The sequence below is a fragment of the Mesorhizobium sp. genome, from assembly GCF_024509055.1.
In the GTDB taxonomy this organism is placed as follows: domain Bacteria; phylum Pseudomonadota; class Alphaproteobacteria; order Rhizobiales; family Rhizobiaceae; genus Mesorhizobium.
In genome coordinates this window covers 1-15,811 of record NZ_JANINM010000235.1, presented here as the reverse complement: position 1 = coordinate 15,811, position 15,811 = coordinate 1, and the positions used below count along the sequence as shown (strand labels likewise).

Here is a 15,811-nt window from a genome sequence, read left to right as displayed (position 1 = left end):
TCCAGCGCTGGAAGACACGCCGACGGGCGTTTCATCCTTCATGGCCGGCAAGCGGCGTCGCTTTGTTTGCGGTCGAAAAACAAAGTGATCCCGGCCTGCCTTCAAATCGCTGAGAGCATCGGGTTTGTTCCGCCGCGAACGAGATGATGGAGAGCTCGATGAAACCGTTCGCCCTTGCCCTAGCGGGCGCCATGCTGTTGCCCTTGTCCCCCGTGCAGGCCGCGCCGATGCTTGCCGCGCCTGCCACAGACAGCCTGGTGCACCAGGCCGACGTGCGCTGCGCCTACCTCACCGAGGACGGCTACTGCGTGCGGCCGCACAAGACGCATAAATACTGGAAGCACCGGCATCATTACCGGCCCGTCTACCGCACCTACGAGCCGCAACCGCCGCCGGACGAGTATGACTGGCGCTACGAGCGTCAGCGGCCGGTCATCCGGGTCATTCCCCGCTACCCGCAGGATGACGACAACTGGGACGACTGGAACAACTGAGCGTGCGTCGGGGCCTGGCGCATCGCGGGCCCCACCTAACTACCCGCGTGTGCGAAAAAGACCCGCCGGCATGACCGGCGGGCGACAGGGTCTGTAAACCAGGAGCCACCCTGGCAAAGCGATAACCGCGCCGGAGCGCGAAGGTTCCCGATCCAGCGGCGGGGCAGGATAGCCTCGCGCGACCGCGCGGAACCACAGCGGCGTGACGCCGTTGTTTGTTCACGATTTTCTTAAGTAAGCCGAAATCAACAGATACCGCGCCGACGCGCCTTGCGCGTCCGCCGTGGAGGGACAGGCCTTGACCGATGTGACTTCGGACGTTTCGCGGGAACAAAGCAACATTGTCGCGAAAGGGCCGTTCCAACGGTTCCTGCGGACCATCGGGCCGGGCTTCATCACCGGCGCGTCCGACGACGATCCCTCCGGCATCGGCACCTACAGCCAGGCCGGGGCGCAGCTTGGCTTCAACATCGGCTGGAGCATGGTGCTCGCCTTCCCGCTGATGGCGGCGATCCAGGAGATTTCGGCCCGCATCGGCCGCACCACGGGAAAAGGGATCTCGGGCAATTTGTCCCGCCATTACCCGGCCTCGCTGCTCTACTTCATCGTCCTGCTGCTCTTCGTCGCCAACGTCATCAACATCGGCGCCGACCTCAGCGCCATGGCCGACGCGCTGCAGCTCCTGGTGGGCGGGCCAAGCTCGCTTTATGTCGTGGCGTTCGCGCTGGTGTGCGTGGTGGCGATCGTCTTCCTGCACTACAGCCGCTACGTCACGATCCTCAAATGGACGACGCTCAGCCTGTTCGCCTATGTGGTGGCGATGTTCGCGGTGAAGATGCCCTGGGGCGAAGCGGCCAGGGGGCTCTTGATCCCGCATGTCGAATGGAGCGGCGCGTTCTTCACCACGCTGCTGGCCATCCTCGGCACGACGATATCGCCCTACCTGTTCTTCTGGCAGGCCTCGCAGGAAGTGGAGGACGAACAGCTCGACCCCGCTGCCAAGCCGCTGAGATGGGCGCCGTGGCAGGCTTCCAAAGCCTTCAAGCGCATCCGCGCCGACACGCTGATCGGCATGGCGCTATCGGACCTCATCGCCGTCGCCATCATCTTCACCACAGCCGCGACGCTGCACAAGGCAGGCGTGACCGACATCGCGTCGTCCACCGACGCGGCGAAGGCGCTTGAGCCGGTGGCCGGCAAGTTCGCCTTCATCGTCTTTGCCGCCGGCATCGTCGGCACCGGCCTGCTCGCCGTGCCGGTGCTGGCCGGCTCCGCCGCCTTCGCAGTAGGCGAGGCGATGCACTGGAAGGTCGGCCTGGCGCGCAAGCCCAAGGAGGCGGTGGCGTTCTACGGCACGCTGGCCGCCGCGACGGCGCTCGGCACCGGCATCATGTTCACGCCCATCGACCCGATCAAGGCGCTCTACTGGAGCGCCGTCATTAACGGCGTCTGCGCCGTGCCGGTGATGGTGGTCATGATGCTGATGGCCGGCCGGGGCGACATCATGGGCGAGTTTCCCGTGCAAGGCTGGCTGAGGTCGCTCGGCTGGCTGTCCACCATCGCGATGGCGCTGGCGGCGCTCGGCCTCGGCGTGCAGTGGTTCGTCTAGGCATCGATTGCTTCGACCGGTTTGTGCCTTGACGCTGGACAAGGCCCGCGGCCTCCCGCACGCTGGGAACAGCAAAGGGAGGCTGGGCATGAGCGCTCGACTAAAACTCGGCATCGTCGGCGGCGCGGGCTGGCTCGGCGGGGCCATCGCCGGCGCGGCGATCGAGGCGGGCGTCGTGCATCCGCAGGACCTCGCCCTGTCCTACCGCAGCGCGAAGCCCGACCGCTTTCCCGGCGCGTTCTGGACCGTAGACAACCAGGCGCTCGCCGACCGCTCGGACATCATCATGCTATCTGTGCGGCCGCAGGACTGGCCGCCGCTCGACATCGACGCCAAGGGCAAGCTGGTCATCTCGGTGATGGCCGGCATCCGCCTTGCCGAGGTCGGCGAGAAGCACGGCACGCGCCGCGTCGTGCGCTCGCTGCCAAACGCGGCCGCCGAGGTGGCGAGATCCTACACGCCGTGGATCGCGAGCATCGACACCACCGAGGCGGACCGCGCCGCGGTGCGCGCGATCTTCGACGCCTGCGGCTTGCAGGACGAGGTCGGCAGCGAACGCGACATCGACTACCTCACCGGGTTGACCGGTTCCGGCCCCGCCTTCCCTGCCCTGCTGGCGGCGGCGATGATGCGCGACGCGGTCCGCTTCGGCCTCGCGCCCGATGTCGCGCGGCGCGCCGTCAACACCGTGCTCGCCGGCACCGGCCGCATGCTGGAACGCAACGACGCCGAGCCGGACGACACCGTGGCAGCCTTCCTCGATTATCGCGGCACGACCGCCGCCGCGATCGAGACCATGCGCAAGGAAGGTTTCGACGAGGCCGTGGCCAAGGGGCTGGCGGCGGCGTTCGCGAAGTCGATCGCGATGGGCGAGAAGTGAGCGGAACGCGAAAACCGGCCGCAACGACCCATTGCAGACATGCGGCCGCGCGGTAGGGTCGCGGGCCAAACTGCGGAGTTTGCCGTTGCCGGAAACACTGATCGGCGTCTACTGGCCAGCGCGCGCTTGTGATCTGAATGCATGCGCGCGGTTGGCCCATACCCACTTCGAGGCCATCTCACATTTCGACAAAGGTCTGGCAAGTTGGTTCAAACTTGCGTCGCGGAAACCCAAAGTACCAGTAGCCGCGGATGTCGGGTCCCTTGATGCCTTGACTGGTCTACTGCGGAAGGGCGTTTCGCGAACGGACACTGATCGTTCGGTCATCGAGGAGCTTGGGTGGTCCATTCGCTTCTGGAATGGTGAGGTCGGTGGCTGCACCGCCAACACCAGCATCAAGTGCGGCTGCACATCGCCTTGGGTCAGCAATGCCGCTTATGTGAGTATAAGCCGCGAGGGAAGCGTTGGCATGGATGACGCAAAAGCCCTCAAGCTCATGGAAGCTCTCGTTGGCATCTGGAACCCAGAGAGCGGTGTTGTTCAGCAAAGCAGATGGAATGCCGAGACGCAGGCGCACGAGACCACGGAGGTCGCGACATTCAAACGCGAGAGGTAGGGCAGTTGCACTGCATGCCTTGGTTCCGCGAGATCGGCAAGGGGGCTGCTCCCCATGTCACCTTGGTCAATCTGCATTTATGAGTTCACTGCCTAGGTCGGCCGCGCTGCATCAAAATGCACCCACACGCGGCAGCCTGCATAATCTTTCGGCAGAAAATCTTGAAATATTAAGTAAAATCGGCAGCGCTTCACGCCATGATTGTATTAGGCGCAGCTTATTCTATTTGCCACAAAATATCGATAAAAATACAGGCGTTTTTTTTCTGTACTAATTGCTTGTTTTCGGGAACGATAGTCCGGGTTGCAAGTTGGGTTGCAGCGATCCTGCAAACAGCCATCCGGGCGGGGCCAGCGCGGAAGGATTGTCCAATGAGCTTCATCGTCAACGCCGTGGGCGTTCCTCTCTACTATAGCGGCGCTTCCACCCATTGGCTTTCGGCGGCTTCGTCGGGGCCGACCCTGTACGGAACATCCGGCAACGACTCCATGTGGGGTGCCAGCGGCGTCAACGTCACCATGTATGGCGGGCCGGGCGACGACATCTACTATCTCTACGGGCCGGGCAACAAGGTGGTCGAGAACCCTGGCGAGGGCATCGACACGATCAACACCTGGATGAACTACACGCTGCCCGACAATGTCGAGAACCTCATCGTCACCAACCCCAACAACTACGCCTTCGGCAATTCGCTGGACAACATCATCACCGCCACGGCCGGCTACCAGACGCTTGACGGCGGTGGCGGCAACGACGTGCTGATCGACGGCGGCGGCGGCAACGACACCTTCATCATATCGAAGGGCAACGGCAGCGACTCGATCGTCAATTTCGCCGCGACCGACACCGTGCGCCTCGACGGCTACAGCTTCGCCTCGTTCGACGCGGTCCACTCCGCCATGATCCAGGCGGGGCCGAACGTGGTCCTCAACCTCGGATCCGGCGAGATCCTGGAGTTCAAGAACACGACCATCGACAAGTTCCAACCCAGCCAGTTCGAGTTGCCGATCGACAAGTCGGGCATGACGCTGTCCTTCAACGACGACTTCAATTCGCTGAGCCTCTGGAACGGCCACAGCGGCACATGGGACTCCAACTTCTGGTGGGGAGCGGCAAACGGCAGCACGCTGACCGGCAACAACGAGCTGCAATGGTACATCAACACCAATTACGCGCCGACGAGCTCGGTGAACCCGTTCAGCATCTCGAACGGGATCCTCACCATCACCGCGGCGCAGGCGCCGGCCGACATCAAGCCCCTCATCAACAATTACGAGTACACATCCGGCATGCTCAACACGCACGAGTCCTTCTCGCAGACCTACGGCTATTTCGAAATGCGGGCCGAGCTGCCCCATAATGCCGGGGCATGGCCGGCCTTCTGGCTGCTGCCGGAAGACGGCTCTTGGCCGCCGGAACTGGACGTCATGGAAATGCGGGGCCAGGAGCCGAACAAGCTCTACATGACGGCGCATTCCAACGCGACCGGCACGCACACCGAGGTTTCGTCCACGGTGAACGTCATGGATACCGGGGGCTTCCATACCTATGGCGTGCTGTGGACGCCGGACGAGCTGGTCTGGACCTATGACGGCGTAGAGGTCGCCGAGAAGGCGACGCCGGCCGACATGCACAGCCCGATGTACATGCTGGTCAATCTCGCGGTCGGCGGCTTCGCCGGCGCGCCGCCCGATCACCTTGCCACGCCGGCCGAGATGAAGATCGACTATATCCGCGCCTATACGCTGAACGACCTGTCGAGCCACACGCTGGCGTCGGCCAGCCATACGACCACCAGCACGCATATCGGCATGACCAACGAGCATGCGGCCTGACGCGGGTGCCCAGGCCTCGGAGGGGTGCGGACATGACGGAGCAAACGGATCCGCGGCCCGTTCTACGTCGGGCGGTCGCCGATGTCGGGCTGTTCTCGCTGCTCATCAACGCCCTGCTGCTGGTGGTCCCGCTCTACCTCCTGCAGGTCTATGACCGGGTGCTGCCCTCCTCCAGTGTCGAGACGCTGCTTTACTTGTCGGCAATGGCGGTCGTCGCGCTGGCCTTCCTCGGCTTCCTCGACGCCGTGCGCGCCATCTACACGCAGCGCGTGGCGGCGACGCTGGACCGGCAGCTCGGCGCAAGGACGTTCGCCGCGGCGCTCGGCGCCGGACAAGCCGGCGGCATCCTGTCGCCGCTGCGCGACCTCGCCTCGGTCTGCGCCTTCATCCGCTCGCGCGGCGTGGCGGTGCTCTTCGACCTGCCTTTCGCCCCGCTCTTCCTCGCGCTGCTCTACCTCATCCATCCGCTGCTGTTCTGGCTGACGCTCGCGGGTGCGGTGGCGCTCTTCATGCTGGTGGTGGCGAACCAGCTCGCCATCGGCCGCAACGATGCGCTTTCCACGGAGCGCACGGCGCTGGCCAGCCAGGCCGAACAGGCCTTCATCCGCAACGCCGAAACGCTGCGCGCCATGGGCATGGTCCGGAACGCCGCCCGGCTATGGGGGCGCCATGTCGGCGAAGCGCTCGTCCTGCACGACCGCTCGGCCAGCGCCAATGCGGCGTTCAGTGGCGCCTCGCGGGCGCTGCGCATGGTTCTGCAGCTGGCGATACTGGGCGCCGGCGCGTGGCTGGTGCTGGGCGGCAAGATGACCGCCGGCATGATCTTCGCCTCCTCGCTGGTCTCCTCGCGCGCGCTGCAACCGCTCGACCAGCTGATCGGCTCCTGGCGGCAGATCGTCGATGCAAGGCGCGCCTGGCGGCGGCTGGGCGAAGCGCTTGCAGGGCAGCCGCAAGAGGGCGGCAAGCTGGCCCTGCCCGACCCGTCCGGCGCGATCGCCGTGCAGGACCTCGTCTTCACGGCGCCGAAGGCCCTGCCCGGGGCCGCGCCCATCATCAAGCGGCTGAACTTCGCGATTGCCGCCGGACAGGCGGTGGCGATCGTCGGCCCGAGCGGCGCCGGCAAATCGACGCTGGCGCGGCTGCTGGTCGGCGCCACGCAGCCGACCAGCGGCGCGGTCAGGATCGACGGCGCCGACCTCCGGACGTGGGACGAAAACCAGATCGGCAGGCATATCGGCTATCTGGCGCAGGAGGTGGAGCTCTTCCCTGGCACGATCGCGCAGAATGTCGCCCGGCTCGATCCCGACGCGGACGACGCCGCGATCGTCGAGGCGGCGAAACGCGCCGATGCGCATGAGCTCATCGTAGCGCAGCCGGACGGCTACCAGACCCGGATCGGCCCCTCGGACCGGACGCTGTCCGGCGGCGAGCGCCAGCGGATCGGGCTGGCGCGCGCGCTTTACGGCAAGCCGCGCATCCTGGTGCTGGACGAGCCGAGCACTCATCTCGACGGCACCGGCGAGGCTTCGCTGGAAGCGGTGCTTGCGGCCGCGCGCGCCGCGGGCGTCACGGTCATCGTGATCACGCACCGGCCGTCGATCGCCATGGCCTGCGACCGGGTGATGCTGCTGCGCGGCGGCATGATCGAAGCCTTCGGCCCGAGCACGGACGTGCTGCGGCAGTCCACGACGGCCAAGGGTCCGCAACAGAAGCCGGTCGCCACCGGATCGTTCACGCCAACGATCCGCGCGCCAGGCGTGCGCTTCGGGTCCTGAGCGATGTCCGCGCCAAGCCTCGACAGCCAGCCGCGCACCGATTTCCGCCGCGTCGCTTTCGCCGGCTATGCCGCGACCGCGCTCCTGGTCGGCGGCTTCGGTTATTGGGCGGCGAGCGCGCCGCTGGCCGGCGCGGTCATCACCCAGGGCACGATCTCGGCCACCGGCGGCAACATCCTGATCCAGCATGCCGAGGGCGGCATCGTCCAGCAGCTGCTGGTGCATGAGGGCGACCGCGTGCGGGAAGGACAGGACCTGATCGTCCTCGACAAGACGGCAGCGCAGGCCGAGCTCAACCGGCTGGCCAGGCAGTCGATCGCGCTCGAGGCGAGTGCGCTGCGGCTAGAGGCGGAGCGCGACGGGCTGGACAGGCTGGCGCCGGTCACCGAGGCGGCGCCGGCGGCGTTCCAGCACGATTTCGAGATGCTGATCGGCGAGCAGCAGAAGGAATTCGATGCAAGGCTTGCCCGCTTCCGCTCCGAGCAGTCGATCCTGGCGCAACGGGTCGCCATGCAGCGCGAGTCGCTGCAGGGCCTGAACGCGCAGAAGCTCGCCATCCAGCAGCAGGCCGACGTGGTGAAGAAGGAGCTCGACATCAAGTCGAGCCTGCTCGACCGGGGCCTCACCAACCGCAGCGAATATTCGCAGCTTCTGCGCAGCGAGGCCGACCTCGTCGGCCAGGCCGGCACGCTGGAGGCCGACTTCGCCTCGGTCAAGACGCAGATCATCGAGGCTGAGGACCAGACCGAGCGCCTGACGACGCAGCGCGTGGAGGACGCGCTGACTAAGCTCGACGATGTCCGCACCAAGCTCGCCGACATCGGCGAGCAGACGCGGGCGGCCGAGGCGGTGCTGGAACGCACGACGATCAGGGCGCCGGCCGACGGCATCGTCGTGTCCTCGACCTACAATTCGAAGGGCAGCGTGATCGGACCTGGCGAGAAGATCATGGAGATCCTGCCGACGGCGTCGGGCCTGATCGTCGACGCCAAGCTCAGGCCGGGCGACATCGACCGCGTGCGCGTCGGCCAGCCGGCGAGACTGAGGCTATCGGCGCTCAACATGCGGCTGACGCCCGAGGTGCCGGCCACGGTGACGCAGATTTCCGCCGACCGGCTGTTCGACCCGGCCACCCACGAGCCCTATTTCCGCGCCAGGCTGAAGATCGCCGACGCCCTGCCCCCCGAGGTGAAGGCCGGGCAGCTCTATCCTGGAACGCCTGTCGAGGCCTTCATCGGCACCGGCGACCGGACCTTCCTCGAATACCTTGCACGACCGCTGCTGGATTCCTTCGCGCGGGCGTTCAGGGAGCATTAGGCGGCGGCGGGGCCGCGACGCGCAGCTTACGGATTTGTAAATTGCCCTCTGTGGCAGGTTCGAGATACCGCTGACGCGCGGCCTGGTTTACGAGTCCAAGTTGATGGGCAACAGAACTGGATAAATGATCCGGGTCGCCCCAACAGCTATTGATTAATCTGGGAGAACACCATGATTCGCAAAGTTCTGGTTGCTGCTTCGATTGTGACGCTCGTCAGCATGCCTGCGTTCGCCGCTACCCAATACTGGGTGGGCAAGGACGCCACGACGAAGAAGTGCTCCGTGGTTTCCACGAAGCCCGACGGCAAGAAAGTGACTGACGCCGGAACGAAGGCTTACGATTCCCAAGCCAATGCCGAGAAGGCATTGAAGATGCTCAAAGACTGCAAATAAGGGAATAGAAGCTTCCGCCCGCTCCAGAACACCGGAGCGGGCTTTTTTGTATCTGGGCAGCCGTCAGCAGCGGCGATGCTTATCATGCCGCCGTTGGCGGTCGGTCGCCTTCGCAGCCTGGGTCCGGCCCGTCAGAACCAGCCGCGCCATTTGAACCACGCGAGCGGAATGACGGCGCTAAGAACGATCATCGCCAGCCCGTAGGGATAGCCATAGGCCCAGTCATATTCGGGCATGCCCTTGAAATTCATGCCGTAGATGCCGGCGATGAGCGTCGGCGGGATGCCGACGATCGAGACGATGGTGAGGATCTTGAAGATATCGTTCTGCGCCATGCCGATCAGCCCGACCATGGCGTCGAGCAGGAATTGCACCTTGTCGGCGAGGTGGACCTCGTAGTCGGCCAGCGAGGCCAGGTCCTGCTTGAGACCATCCATTCGCGACATCACCTGGCCGGCGTCCCAGTCGGTGGTCATCTCGATGCTGAAATTCACGGCGCGCGCCAGCGCCAGCAGGGCGTCCCGCTTCTCAGAAAGATAATCCCCCAGTCGACCGACATGGCGCAGCTGGCCCCGGATCACCCGGTTGGAGCGGATCGCCTTGCGGCCCGCGCTGTCGGGGACATGGAAGGAGGACGCGGACAGGCTGCGCAGCTCGGTCGCGACCTGCTCCAGGCTGTCGGCGAGGCGGTCGACGATCTCCTCGCAAAGATCGACGAACACCTCCAGGCTGCAGGTCGGGCTGCGGGCTGGATCGCCGAAGCGCCCGGCGACGTCGTCGAAGGCCGGCAGCGCGGCGAAGCGGACGGTGACGAGGCGGTCGCGCGAAAGCACGAAGCCGACGGGCGCGACCTGCGGCGGCCCGCCTTCGACACGGGTGATCATCGGCACGCTCATGGAAAGCACGCCGTCGCGCGCCTTGAGCCGGCTCGAATTCTCGATCTCGGCAAGGCTTTCGCGGCTCGGCACCGCAACGCCGATCAGCTTCTGGACTTCGGCGGCTTCCGCGGGAACGGGATCGCGCAGGTCCAGCCAGATGGCCTGCGCCATCGCTTCGGGGGACTTGCCTTGCGGATAGAAGCTCAACATCTGTGGGGCGCGGCCGATATGAGGAGGGATCGGGCGTCCTTAGCATGCCGTGGCTTCCCGGGCGAGCGCCGGACAGGCAGCGGCGGCCGCGCCTTCGCAACCGGAACGATGACACTGCCGTGATCGCCTGTCCCGCCCGTGGAGTCCGGGCGCGCGGCCATGCTAGCCTGCGCATCCATCGAGCCGCCTGAAGCTCGAGCCTGAGGGGCAATTCATGCTGGACCAGTGGAGCAATTTCTTCGTCATGGTGGGCGGCGGCGCGGCGGGCCTTGCCGGTCTGATCTTCGTCGCCATCTCGATCAACCCGGAACGCATCGTGCGCAACACCACGCACAAGAACCGCGCGATCAACATGCTGTCGGGCTTCAGCGCGATCTTCATGGCGTGCAGCCTTGCGCTGCTGGGCAACCAGTATCTTCCGGCGCTCGGCCTCGAATGGCTTTTCCTCTGGGTGATCGCGACGTTCATCTTCGTCAGGGGCTATGTCGTGGCCATCATGGAGGGGATGAGTTCCATCGGGCTGACCGGGCCGCGGCTCGCGGGCGGCACGGCGTGCTACCTCGCCGAGGTCCTGGGCGCGATCTTCCTCATTTTCGGGCGCAGCATAGGCCTTTACATCGCGGCCATCGGAACCATCGTGCTCTTCGCCTTCCTGATCTCGGGCGCCTGGCTGCTCATCATCGGCATCTACGAGGAGCCGGCCCAGGGGTGAGCCTATGCCCGGCTCTCCTGTCATCGACTGGCGACCGCCAGCCAGTGGCAACGTCGGGAGAATCCAAATGGCGCACTTTGGAGACGCCGCATTCGCGGCGGCGATGACGCCTGGCTTGTGCTCGACCGCAGCGTCGGCGGCCCAGAGGCAAATGCCCAGCTTTTTGGGACCGAGGCGCAGGCCCGACCCTCGATTTGTCAAAGGCGACTATGGGTGCGAAGGGTGTCGCGGTCCAACGCTCCTGGCGCCGTTCAGCCCGTTCTTGCCCGATCACTTGCCACAGGCCGGTTCGCCCGGCTTCCCGCAAGGTGGCCTCTTTTGTGATTCCTGCGGCTGCGGCCTGGGTTGCTGTTGCGGCGCGCGGCGCTCCTGCATCTGAGGCCTCGGCTGCTCCTGCGGCGCCCGACGTTCCTGCATCTGCGGCCTCGGCTGCTCCTGCGGCGACCGGCGCTCCTGCATCTGTGGCCTCGGCTGCTCCTGCGGCGCCCGGCGCTCCTGCATCTGTGGCCTCGGCTGCTCCACCTGCGGCAGACGGCGCTCCCGCACCTGAGGCCTCGGCTGCTCCACCTGCGGCACGCGGCGCTCCTGGATCTGAGGTCTCGGCTGCGCGTTGAACTGCGGTTTGCGCAGCCTCGGTTCCTGCGCGTTCGGTTGTGCCTGCTCGCGGCGTCGCTGCGCACTTGCATTAGGCTTGTTCGGCCTCAAGTTTCGCTGGACATTCAGTTCACCGCCCTGAGGCACGCCGCCGGCCTCGGGAAGCTTGCGCAGCTTCCGGTTCCTCTCGTTTGCATTCGGCGAGGCACCCTGCCCGCTTGGCCCTGCGGCAGCCTGGCCGGACGATTTGAGCTGGTTGCGCGGCAGCTTGTTTTGCTTGCCTTCCGGCGCGTTCTGGTTCGACGGCGGGTTGTTCTTGCCCAACCTCCGCTGCGCGTTCTGGCCACTTTGCGAAGGAGCGCCGTTGACGTTCGGAAGCTTGCGGAGGTTGCGCTTGCCCTGGCCTGTCGCGTTCTGCTCGCCGGTGACCGGGGCGCCCGCATTCCCGGTAGCCTGTTGGTTGTCGCCGCCAGCCGTCCCCTGCTTGCCCAGCGCCTTCCTCGACTTGTTGTCGTTCGGCAGGTTCTGGCCGTTGAGGACCGGCTTGCCGTTGACGGGCGGGAGCGTCTTGGCGTTCGGCAGGGCGTGATCGGTCGACAGCTTGCCCAGTGTCTTGGATTGCAGTGTCTTGGACTGCAGCGTCTTCGACTGCGGCGTCGCTCCGCCTGACTGCTGGCCTTGCGCCGTTCCTTGGCCACCCTGACTCTGATTGACCGGAGCCTGATGGGACGCCGCTCGCTTCTGCAGCAATGGGGGCAGCGCGACCCGGGCCGCCAGCGCGGCCGCGCCGGCGCCGACGGCCAACTTCTGGCCCGTGGTGAGGTTGCCCCCAGCATTGGCGTTCGGGTGTTCGGCCTGGCCGGCGCTCTCCTTGATCGTCGTGTTGTTGATGTTGTTGATGACGGTCGTGTTGTGGATGTTGTTGAAGATGACGTCGTTCGGCGGCGCCACGATGTCCGCCGGCGGGTTGAAGAATGCTGGTATCGGCACGAAGACCGGCGTCGGCAGGACGAAGACGTCGACCGGCGGCGGCGGCGCTTCCAGCTCGACGAAGTCCGGCGGCGGCGGCGGCAGGAAGATCACGTCGACCGGCGGCGGCGGCTCGAAGTCGAAATCGGGGTCGTCGAAATAGAGCACCGGACGGTCGACATAGACGATCTCTTCCGGCGGCGGCGGCGGCACGTCGTAGGCATAGACGGTGAACTCTTCGGGCGGCTCCAGGGCAGCGTCGAAATGCTCCAGCCGGCGGCGGGCGTCCCATGCATGCGGACCATGCGGGTATCGCCTCAGATAGGACCAGTAGGCATCCGGCGAGTCCTGCAGCCATGTCTCGCGCCAGGTGATCGCCTCACGCCGCGCGGCGATGATGGCACGTACCCGCTTGGCCATGGGATCGCGCGGATAGGCGACGAGGAAATCCTGATAGCCGTGCATCGTGTCGCGGTCGAGCGCCGCGACATAGGCATCGCGCGCGTTGAAATCGCGGATCGCCTTCGTTCGGTTGGCCCGGGATTCGGCCTCGGAAACCTTCGGCGCCGGCGCATCCGGAGCGCGGTCGAAGAAGACGAAAGGCGCGCTGACCTTGGAGGCGTTCCATGGCACCTGGGCGCCCTGCGTCACTTCGTTGACGCGCAGCCGCGTGCGGTCGAACACATCCTGCAGCGACAGGCCGCCTTCGCGCATCATCTCGGCGAGCGCCTGGGCGTAGGCGCCATACGGCCCCTTGCCTTCCGGCGCGACGGTTCCCGGCGCGGCATTGAAGGCAATCAGCATGTTCGGATCCGGATCGACCAAGGCAAGTCCCCCGGCCAGCGGCTGGTTCGACTGCGGCAGGCTATTCGGCCGCGCCGCGTCGAGCACGACCACCTTGACCTTCGCCGGCAATCCGGAAAGCGACTTGGTGACATCGGCAATCCGCATGGCCTGGAGCGGAACATCATTCGGATTGGCGATCTGGGCATCAACCGGGAGGAAGTAGTTCTCGCCCTCGAACTGCACGCCCTCGCCGGCCAGATAGACGAAAACGACCGCATCCGGACCCGCGGCGGAAACCTTGCCCGCAAAATCGCGGAACGCCCCGCGCAGCGAGTCCTGGTCCACGTCACGCGCGCCAACCACGTCGAAGCCCGCGGCCTGCAATGTCTGCGCTATGAGACCGGCATCGTTGGCCGCCGTGGCAAGCTCGCCCGTCTGGTAGGCGCCGTTGCCGATGACAAGCGCCAACCGCTTTTCACCTTCCGCCTGCGCCCCGGAATGGGCTGCGATGAAGAGGAGAACGACCGTGAGGCCGAGGATTTTCAAGAGCGCGCGCATCACAATCCGCTAGCAATATCCCACTCCGCAACGACAACGCCGGGGAGGCCGGAAGGTTTCCCGAGGCAGGCAGTTCAACCGCGCAAGAAGGCGGCTTTGCGGCGGAATTTCGTCGAAAAAACAGAGGCTTCGTAGTTGACTGCCAAGCGCCCTCTTGACCTGGACGCGCTCTGGACGGTGGAGCGGAGCTGATCGTAGCCATCATGTCCGAGGCCGCTCTTTTCAACGGATGAACGACAGCGTGCCCGACGACGGTGCACAGGTCGCCCTTGCCTGGATCGGCACGGCATCCCCCGGCCGCCTCCACAACATTACCAATTTGTAATGTTTGCGAAAGGCAACGGCAAAGTCAGTATGGCATTCATTCGAATCGGGACCGGTCGCGCGCAGAAATCGGACACGCGCATCCGGACGCGGGGGGTGCAAGCTGAAAGCCGACAACGTCGCTACGGACCTGCGCGAAGGGCTGTTCCGTTTCTTCGCGCTCGCCTTTGCCGCCTTGTTCGTCTATCGCGGCATCCATAACTTCCTCCTCGATCCAGGTCGTATCAACGTCCTGCTGCTGACGATTTCCGAAGGGCTCGACTTCCTCTGGCTCCTGCTGTCCAGACGCCCGTTGGTGCGTGACTGGAATCCGCTGACCGTGGTCGTCGCCTTAACGGCGGGCTTCGGCTCAGGTCTGATCTCATTCGAGCGCGGCATAGAGTTCATACCGATCTATGTCTGCGCGCCACTGCAGTTCATGGGGCTGCTGCTCGTCATTTGGGGCAAGGTCTCGCTCGGGCGTTCCTTCGCCATCCTGCCTGGCAACCGCGGCGTCGTGACGTGGGGCGCCTATCGATATCTGCGGCATCCGATCTATGCCGGCTACCTGGCGGGCCACATCCTGTTCCTGCTGTCGAGCTTCTCGGTCTACAATTTCACCGTCTACGCGGTCATCACCCTATTCCAGATCTATCGCATCCTGCGCGAGGAGCGCATCCTGGCGATGACGCAGGAATATCGCGACTATAAGGAGCGGGTTCGCTACAGGCTCTGCCCGGGAATCTTCTGACAGCGCGCCGGCCTCCGGCTCGCATGTTCCTTGAAATTCACACCGTCCTCACCATTTGAAAGGGCGGTAGGCATCCCCGTGGGAGGTGCCGCGATCGAGGAACGAAAATGAACACGCGCGTGCTTGACGGCGAAATCATCACCACGAGGTTCGAGGACACCCGCGCTTATCGCGGGGTGCGGACAAGGCGCATCTTTGCCTTCATCCTCGACTATCTCTTCGTCTTGCTGCTGACCATTCCTTTCGCCATTCTGGTAGCCATTTTCGGTCTGTTGACCTTCGGCCTCGGCTGGGCGCTGTTCTCCGTTCTGCTGCCGCTTGTCGCCATCCTGTATATCTGGAACACGCTGGGCAGCCGCGACCAGGCGACGACCGGCATGAAGATCATGGGCATCCGCCTGGAAAAACTCGACGGCAGCCGCATCGACGGCATGACGGCGGTCGTGCATTCCGTGCTGTTCTGGGCCGGCAACGTCATCCTGACGCCGCTGGTGCTCCTGGTCACGCTGTTCTCCGATCGCAAGCGGACGCTGCACGACCTGCTGCTCGGCACCGTGGTCACCCGCACCGACATCTGACGGTGCCCACGGCCGCGCTCATCGAACCGCCGCGCCGCCTGCGCTCAAATATGAACAGCTCGCGGCCGTCGCGGCACCACAATCCTGTTGAATTTTTCGCTGGCCGGGCCAAAGGTAGGGCGATTCGCAGGAGCGTTTCCAAGATTAGATGACGCAGCATCCGACACAGTCGCCGCAGTTCTTCCTGACCGCGCCGTCGCCGTGCCCCTATCTGGAGGGACAATTCGAGCGCAAGGTGTTCACCCACCTTGTCGCAACATGCGCCGCGTTATCCACCGCAATGCCGATCTCGTCGGCGCCATGCATGACGCCCAGCCCTCGACCGAACAATACTCGCTCTTCCGCTCCTATCTCGATGCCCGCCATCGCCGCGGCGGCATGTCGGACATGACCGTGCTCGACTATGCGATGATGGTGGAAGACACGCATGTCGACACCAAGATCATCGAATACCGGCGTCGCGGCCCGGACACGTTCATCACCGGCAAGGGCCAGGGCGAGTTGATCGCGGTGGCGCTCACCGACAAGATGGCCGACGGGCTGTCCATGGTCT

Annotated in this window: 13 protein-coding genes and 1 pseudogene; 12 read left to right on the top strand and 2 right to left on the bottom strand. The window is 65.1% G+C overall.

Annotation, left to right across the window (positions count from 1 at the left end):
• The first annotated feature begins 158 nt into the window (after nucleotides 1-158).
• The 8 genes from Q0L57_RS11490 to Q0L57_RS11455 all read left to right on the top strand — a co-directional run bounded on the left by Q0L57_RS11490 (nucleotide 159) and on the right by Q0L57_RS11455 (nucleotide 8,919).
• Complete coding sequence (locus Q0L57_RS11490) at nucleotides 159-494, top strand: hypothetical protein (protein WP_296742695.1); 336 nt, start codon at nucleotides 159-161, stop codon at nucleotides 492-494.
• Nucleotides 495-792: 298 nt separating this feature from the next.
• Entirely contained in the window at nucleotides 793-2,103 is a 1,311-nt protein-coding gene (locus Q0L57_RS11485; RefSeq protein WP_296742693.1) for an NRAMP family divalent metal transporter, read from the top strand.
• An 88-nt stretch (nucleotides 2,104-2,191) separates the two neighbouring features.
• Complete coding sequence (locus tag Q0L57_RS11480; protein ID WP_296742692.1) at nucleotides 2,192-2,983, top strand: pyrroline-5-carboxylate reductase dimerization domain-containing protein; 792 nt, start codon at nucleotides 2,192-2,194, stop codon at nucleotides 2,981-2,983.
• 85 nt (nucleotides 2,984-3,068) lie between these two features.
• Nucleotides 3,069-3,599 (top strand): Imm52 family immunity protein, encoded by a 531-nt coding sequence (locus Q0L57_RS11475; RefSeq protein WP_296742690.1) that lies wholly within the window; start codon nucleotides 3,069-3,071, stop codon nucleotides 3,597-3,599.
• Between the two features lie 371 nt (nucleotides 3,600-3,970).
• The gene (locus tag Q0L57_RS11470) at nucleotides 3,971-5,434 is read left to right on the top strand and encodes a family 16 glycosylhydrolase (RefSeq protein WP_296742688.1); all 1,464 of its coding nucleotides are present in this window, start codon (nucleotides 3,971-3,973) and stop codon (nucleotides 5,432-5,434) included.
• 32 nt (nucleotides 5,435-5,466) lie between these two features.
• The gene (locus Q0L57_RS11465) at nucleotides 5,467-7,209 is read left to right on the top strand and encodes a type I secretion system permease/ATPase (protein WP_296742686.1); all 1,743 of its coding nucleotides are present in this window, start codon (nucleotides 5,467-5,469) and stop codon (nucleotides 7,207-7,209) included.
• Nucleotides 7,210-7,212: 3 nt separating this feature from the next.
• Nucleotides 7,213-8,526 (top strand): HlyD family type I secretion periplasmic adaptor subunit, encoded by a 1,314-nt coding sequence (locus Q0L57_RS11460; RefSeq protein WP_296742684.1) that lies wholly within the window; start codon nucleotides 7,213-7,215, stop codon nucleotides 8,524-8,526.
• A 171-nt stretch (nucleotides 8,527-8,697) separates the two neighbouring features.
• Nucleotides 8,698-8,919: a hypothetical protein gene (locus Q0L57_RS11455; RefSeq protein WP_296742682.1), complete on the top strand. Its 222-nt coding sequence runs from the start codon at nucleotides 8,698-8,700 to the stop codon at nucleotides 8,917-8,919.
• 131 nt (nucleotides 8,920-9,050) lie between these two features.
• Here the strand turns inward: Q0L57_RS11455 and Q0L57_RS11450 are convergent, their stop codons facing one another.
• The gene (locus tag Q0L57_RS11450) at nucleotides 9,051-10,007 is read right to left on the bottom strand and encodes a magnesium transporter CorA family protein (protein WP_296742679.1); all 957 of its coding nucleotides are present in this window, start codon (nucleotides 10,005-10,007) and stop codon (nucleotides 9,051-9,053) included.
• 214 nt (nucleotides 10,008-10,221) lie between these two features.
• Between Q0L57_RS11450 and Q0L57_RS11445 the strand changes: the two genes are divergently transcribed.
• Nucleotides 10,222-10,719: a hypothetical protein gene (locus Q0L57_RS11445; RefSeq protein ID WP_296742677.1), complete on the top strand. Its 498-nt coding sequence runs from the start codon at nucleotides 10,222-10,224 to the stop codon at nucleotides 10,717-10,719.
• Between the two features lie 270 nt (nucleotides 10,720-10,989).
• Here the strand turns inward: Q0L57_RS11445 and Q0L57_RS11440 are convergent, their stop codons facing one another.
• The gene (locus Q0L57_RS11440; protein ID WP_296742676.1) at nucleotides 10,990-13,626 is read right to left on the bottom strand and encodes a caspase family protein; all 2,637 of its coding nucleotides are present in this window, start codon (nucleotides 13,624-13,626) and stop codon (nucleotides 10,990-10,992) included.
• Between the two features lie 499 nt (nucleotides 13,627-14,125).
• Between Q0L57_RS11440 and Q0L57_RS11435 the strand changes: the two genes are divergently transcribed.
• From Q0L57_RS11435 to Q0L57_RS11425, 3 genes and pseudogenes are all read left to right on the top strand, one after another.
• The gene (locus Q0L57_RS11435; RefSeq protein WP_296742674.1) at nucleotides 14,126-14,680 is read left to right on the top strand and encodes an isoprenylcysteine carboxylmethyltransferase family protein; all 555 of its coding nucleotides are present in this window, start codon (nucleotides 14,126-14,128) and stop codon (nucleotides 14,678-14,680) included.
• Nucleotides 14,681-14,787: 107 nt separating this feature from the next.
• A complete protein-coding gene (locus Q0L57_RS11430; RefSeq protein ID WP_296742673.1) occupies nucleotides 14,788-15,258 on the top strand; it encodes an RDD family protein in 471 nt (156 codons plus the stop codon).
• Between the two features lie 148 nt (nucleotides 15,259-15,406).
• Nucleotides 15,407-15,811: pseudogene (locus tag Q0L57_RS11425) on the top strand (arginyltransferase); the annotation flags it as partial.

Excerpts from the sequence above, each read along its gene's own strand:
- Q0L57_RS11490 (WP_296742695.1), top strand. The coding sequence starts at position 159 with ATGAAACCGTTCGCCCTTGCCCTAGCGGGCGCCATGCTGTTGCCCTTG.
- Q0L57_RS11480 (WP_296742692.1), top strand. The coding sequence starts at position 2,192 with ATGAGCGCTCGACTAAAACTCGGCATCGTCGGCGGCGCGGGCTGGCTC.
- Q0L57_RS11470 (WP_296742688.1), top strand. The coding sequence starts at position 3,971 with ATGAGCTTCATCGTCAACGCCGTGGGCGTTCCTCTCTACTATAGCGGC.
- Q0L57_RS11465 (WP_296742686.1), top strand. The coding sequence starts at position 5,467 with ATGACGGAGCAAACGGATCCGCGGCCCGTTCTACGTCGGGCGGTCGCC.
- Q0L57_RS11460 (WP_296742684.1), top strand. The coding sequence starts at position 7,213 with ATGTCCGCGCCAAGCCTCGACAGCCAGCCGCGCACCGATTTCCGCCGC.
- Q0L57_RS11455 (WP_296742682.1), top strand. The coding sequence starts at position 8,698 with ATGATTCGCAAAGTTCTGGTTGCTGCTTCGATTGTGACGCTCGTCAGC.
- Q0L57_RS11450 (WP_296742679.1), bottom strand. The coding sequence starts at position 10,007 with ATGTTGAGCTTCTATCCGCAAGGCAAGTCCCCCGAAGCGATGGCGCAG.
- Q0L57_RS11445 (WP_296742677.1), top strand. The coding sequence starts at position 10,222 with ATGCTGGACCAGTGGAGCAATTTCTTCGTCATGGTGGGCGGCGGCGCG.
- Q0L57_RS11440 (WP_296742676.1), bottom strand. The coding sequence starts at position 13,626 with ATGCGCGCGCTCTTGAAAATCCTCGGCCTCACGGTCGTTCTCCTCTTC.
- Q0L57_RS11430 (WP_296742673.1), top strand. The coding sequence starts at position 14,788 with ATGAACACGCGCGTGCTTGACGGCGAAATCATCACCACGAGGTTCGAG.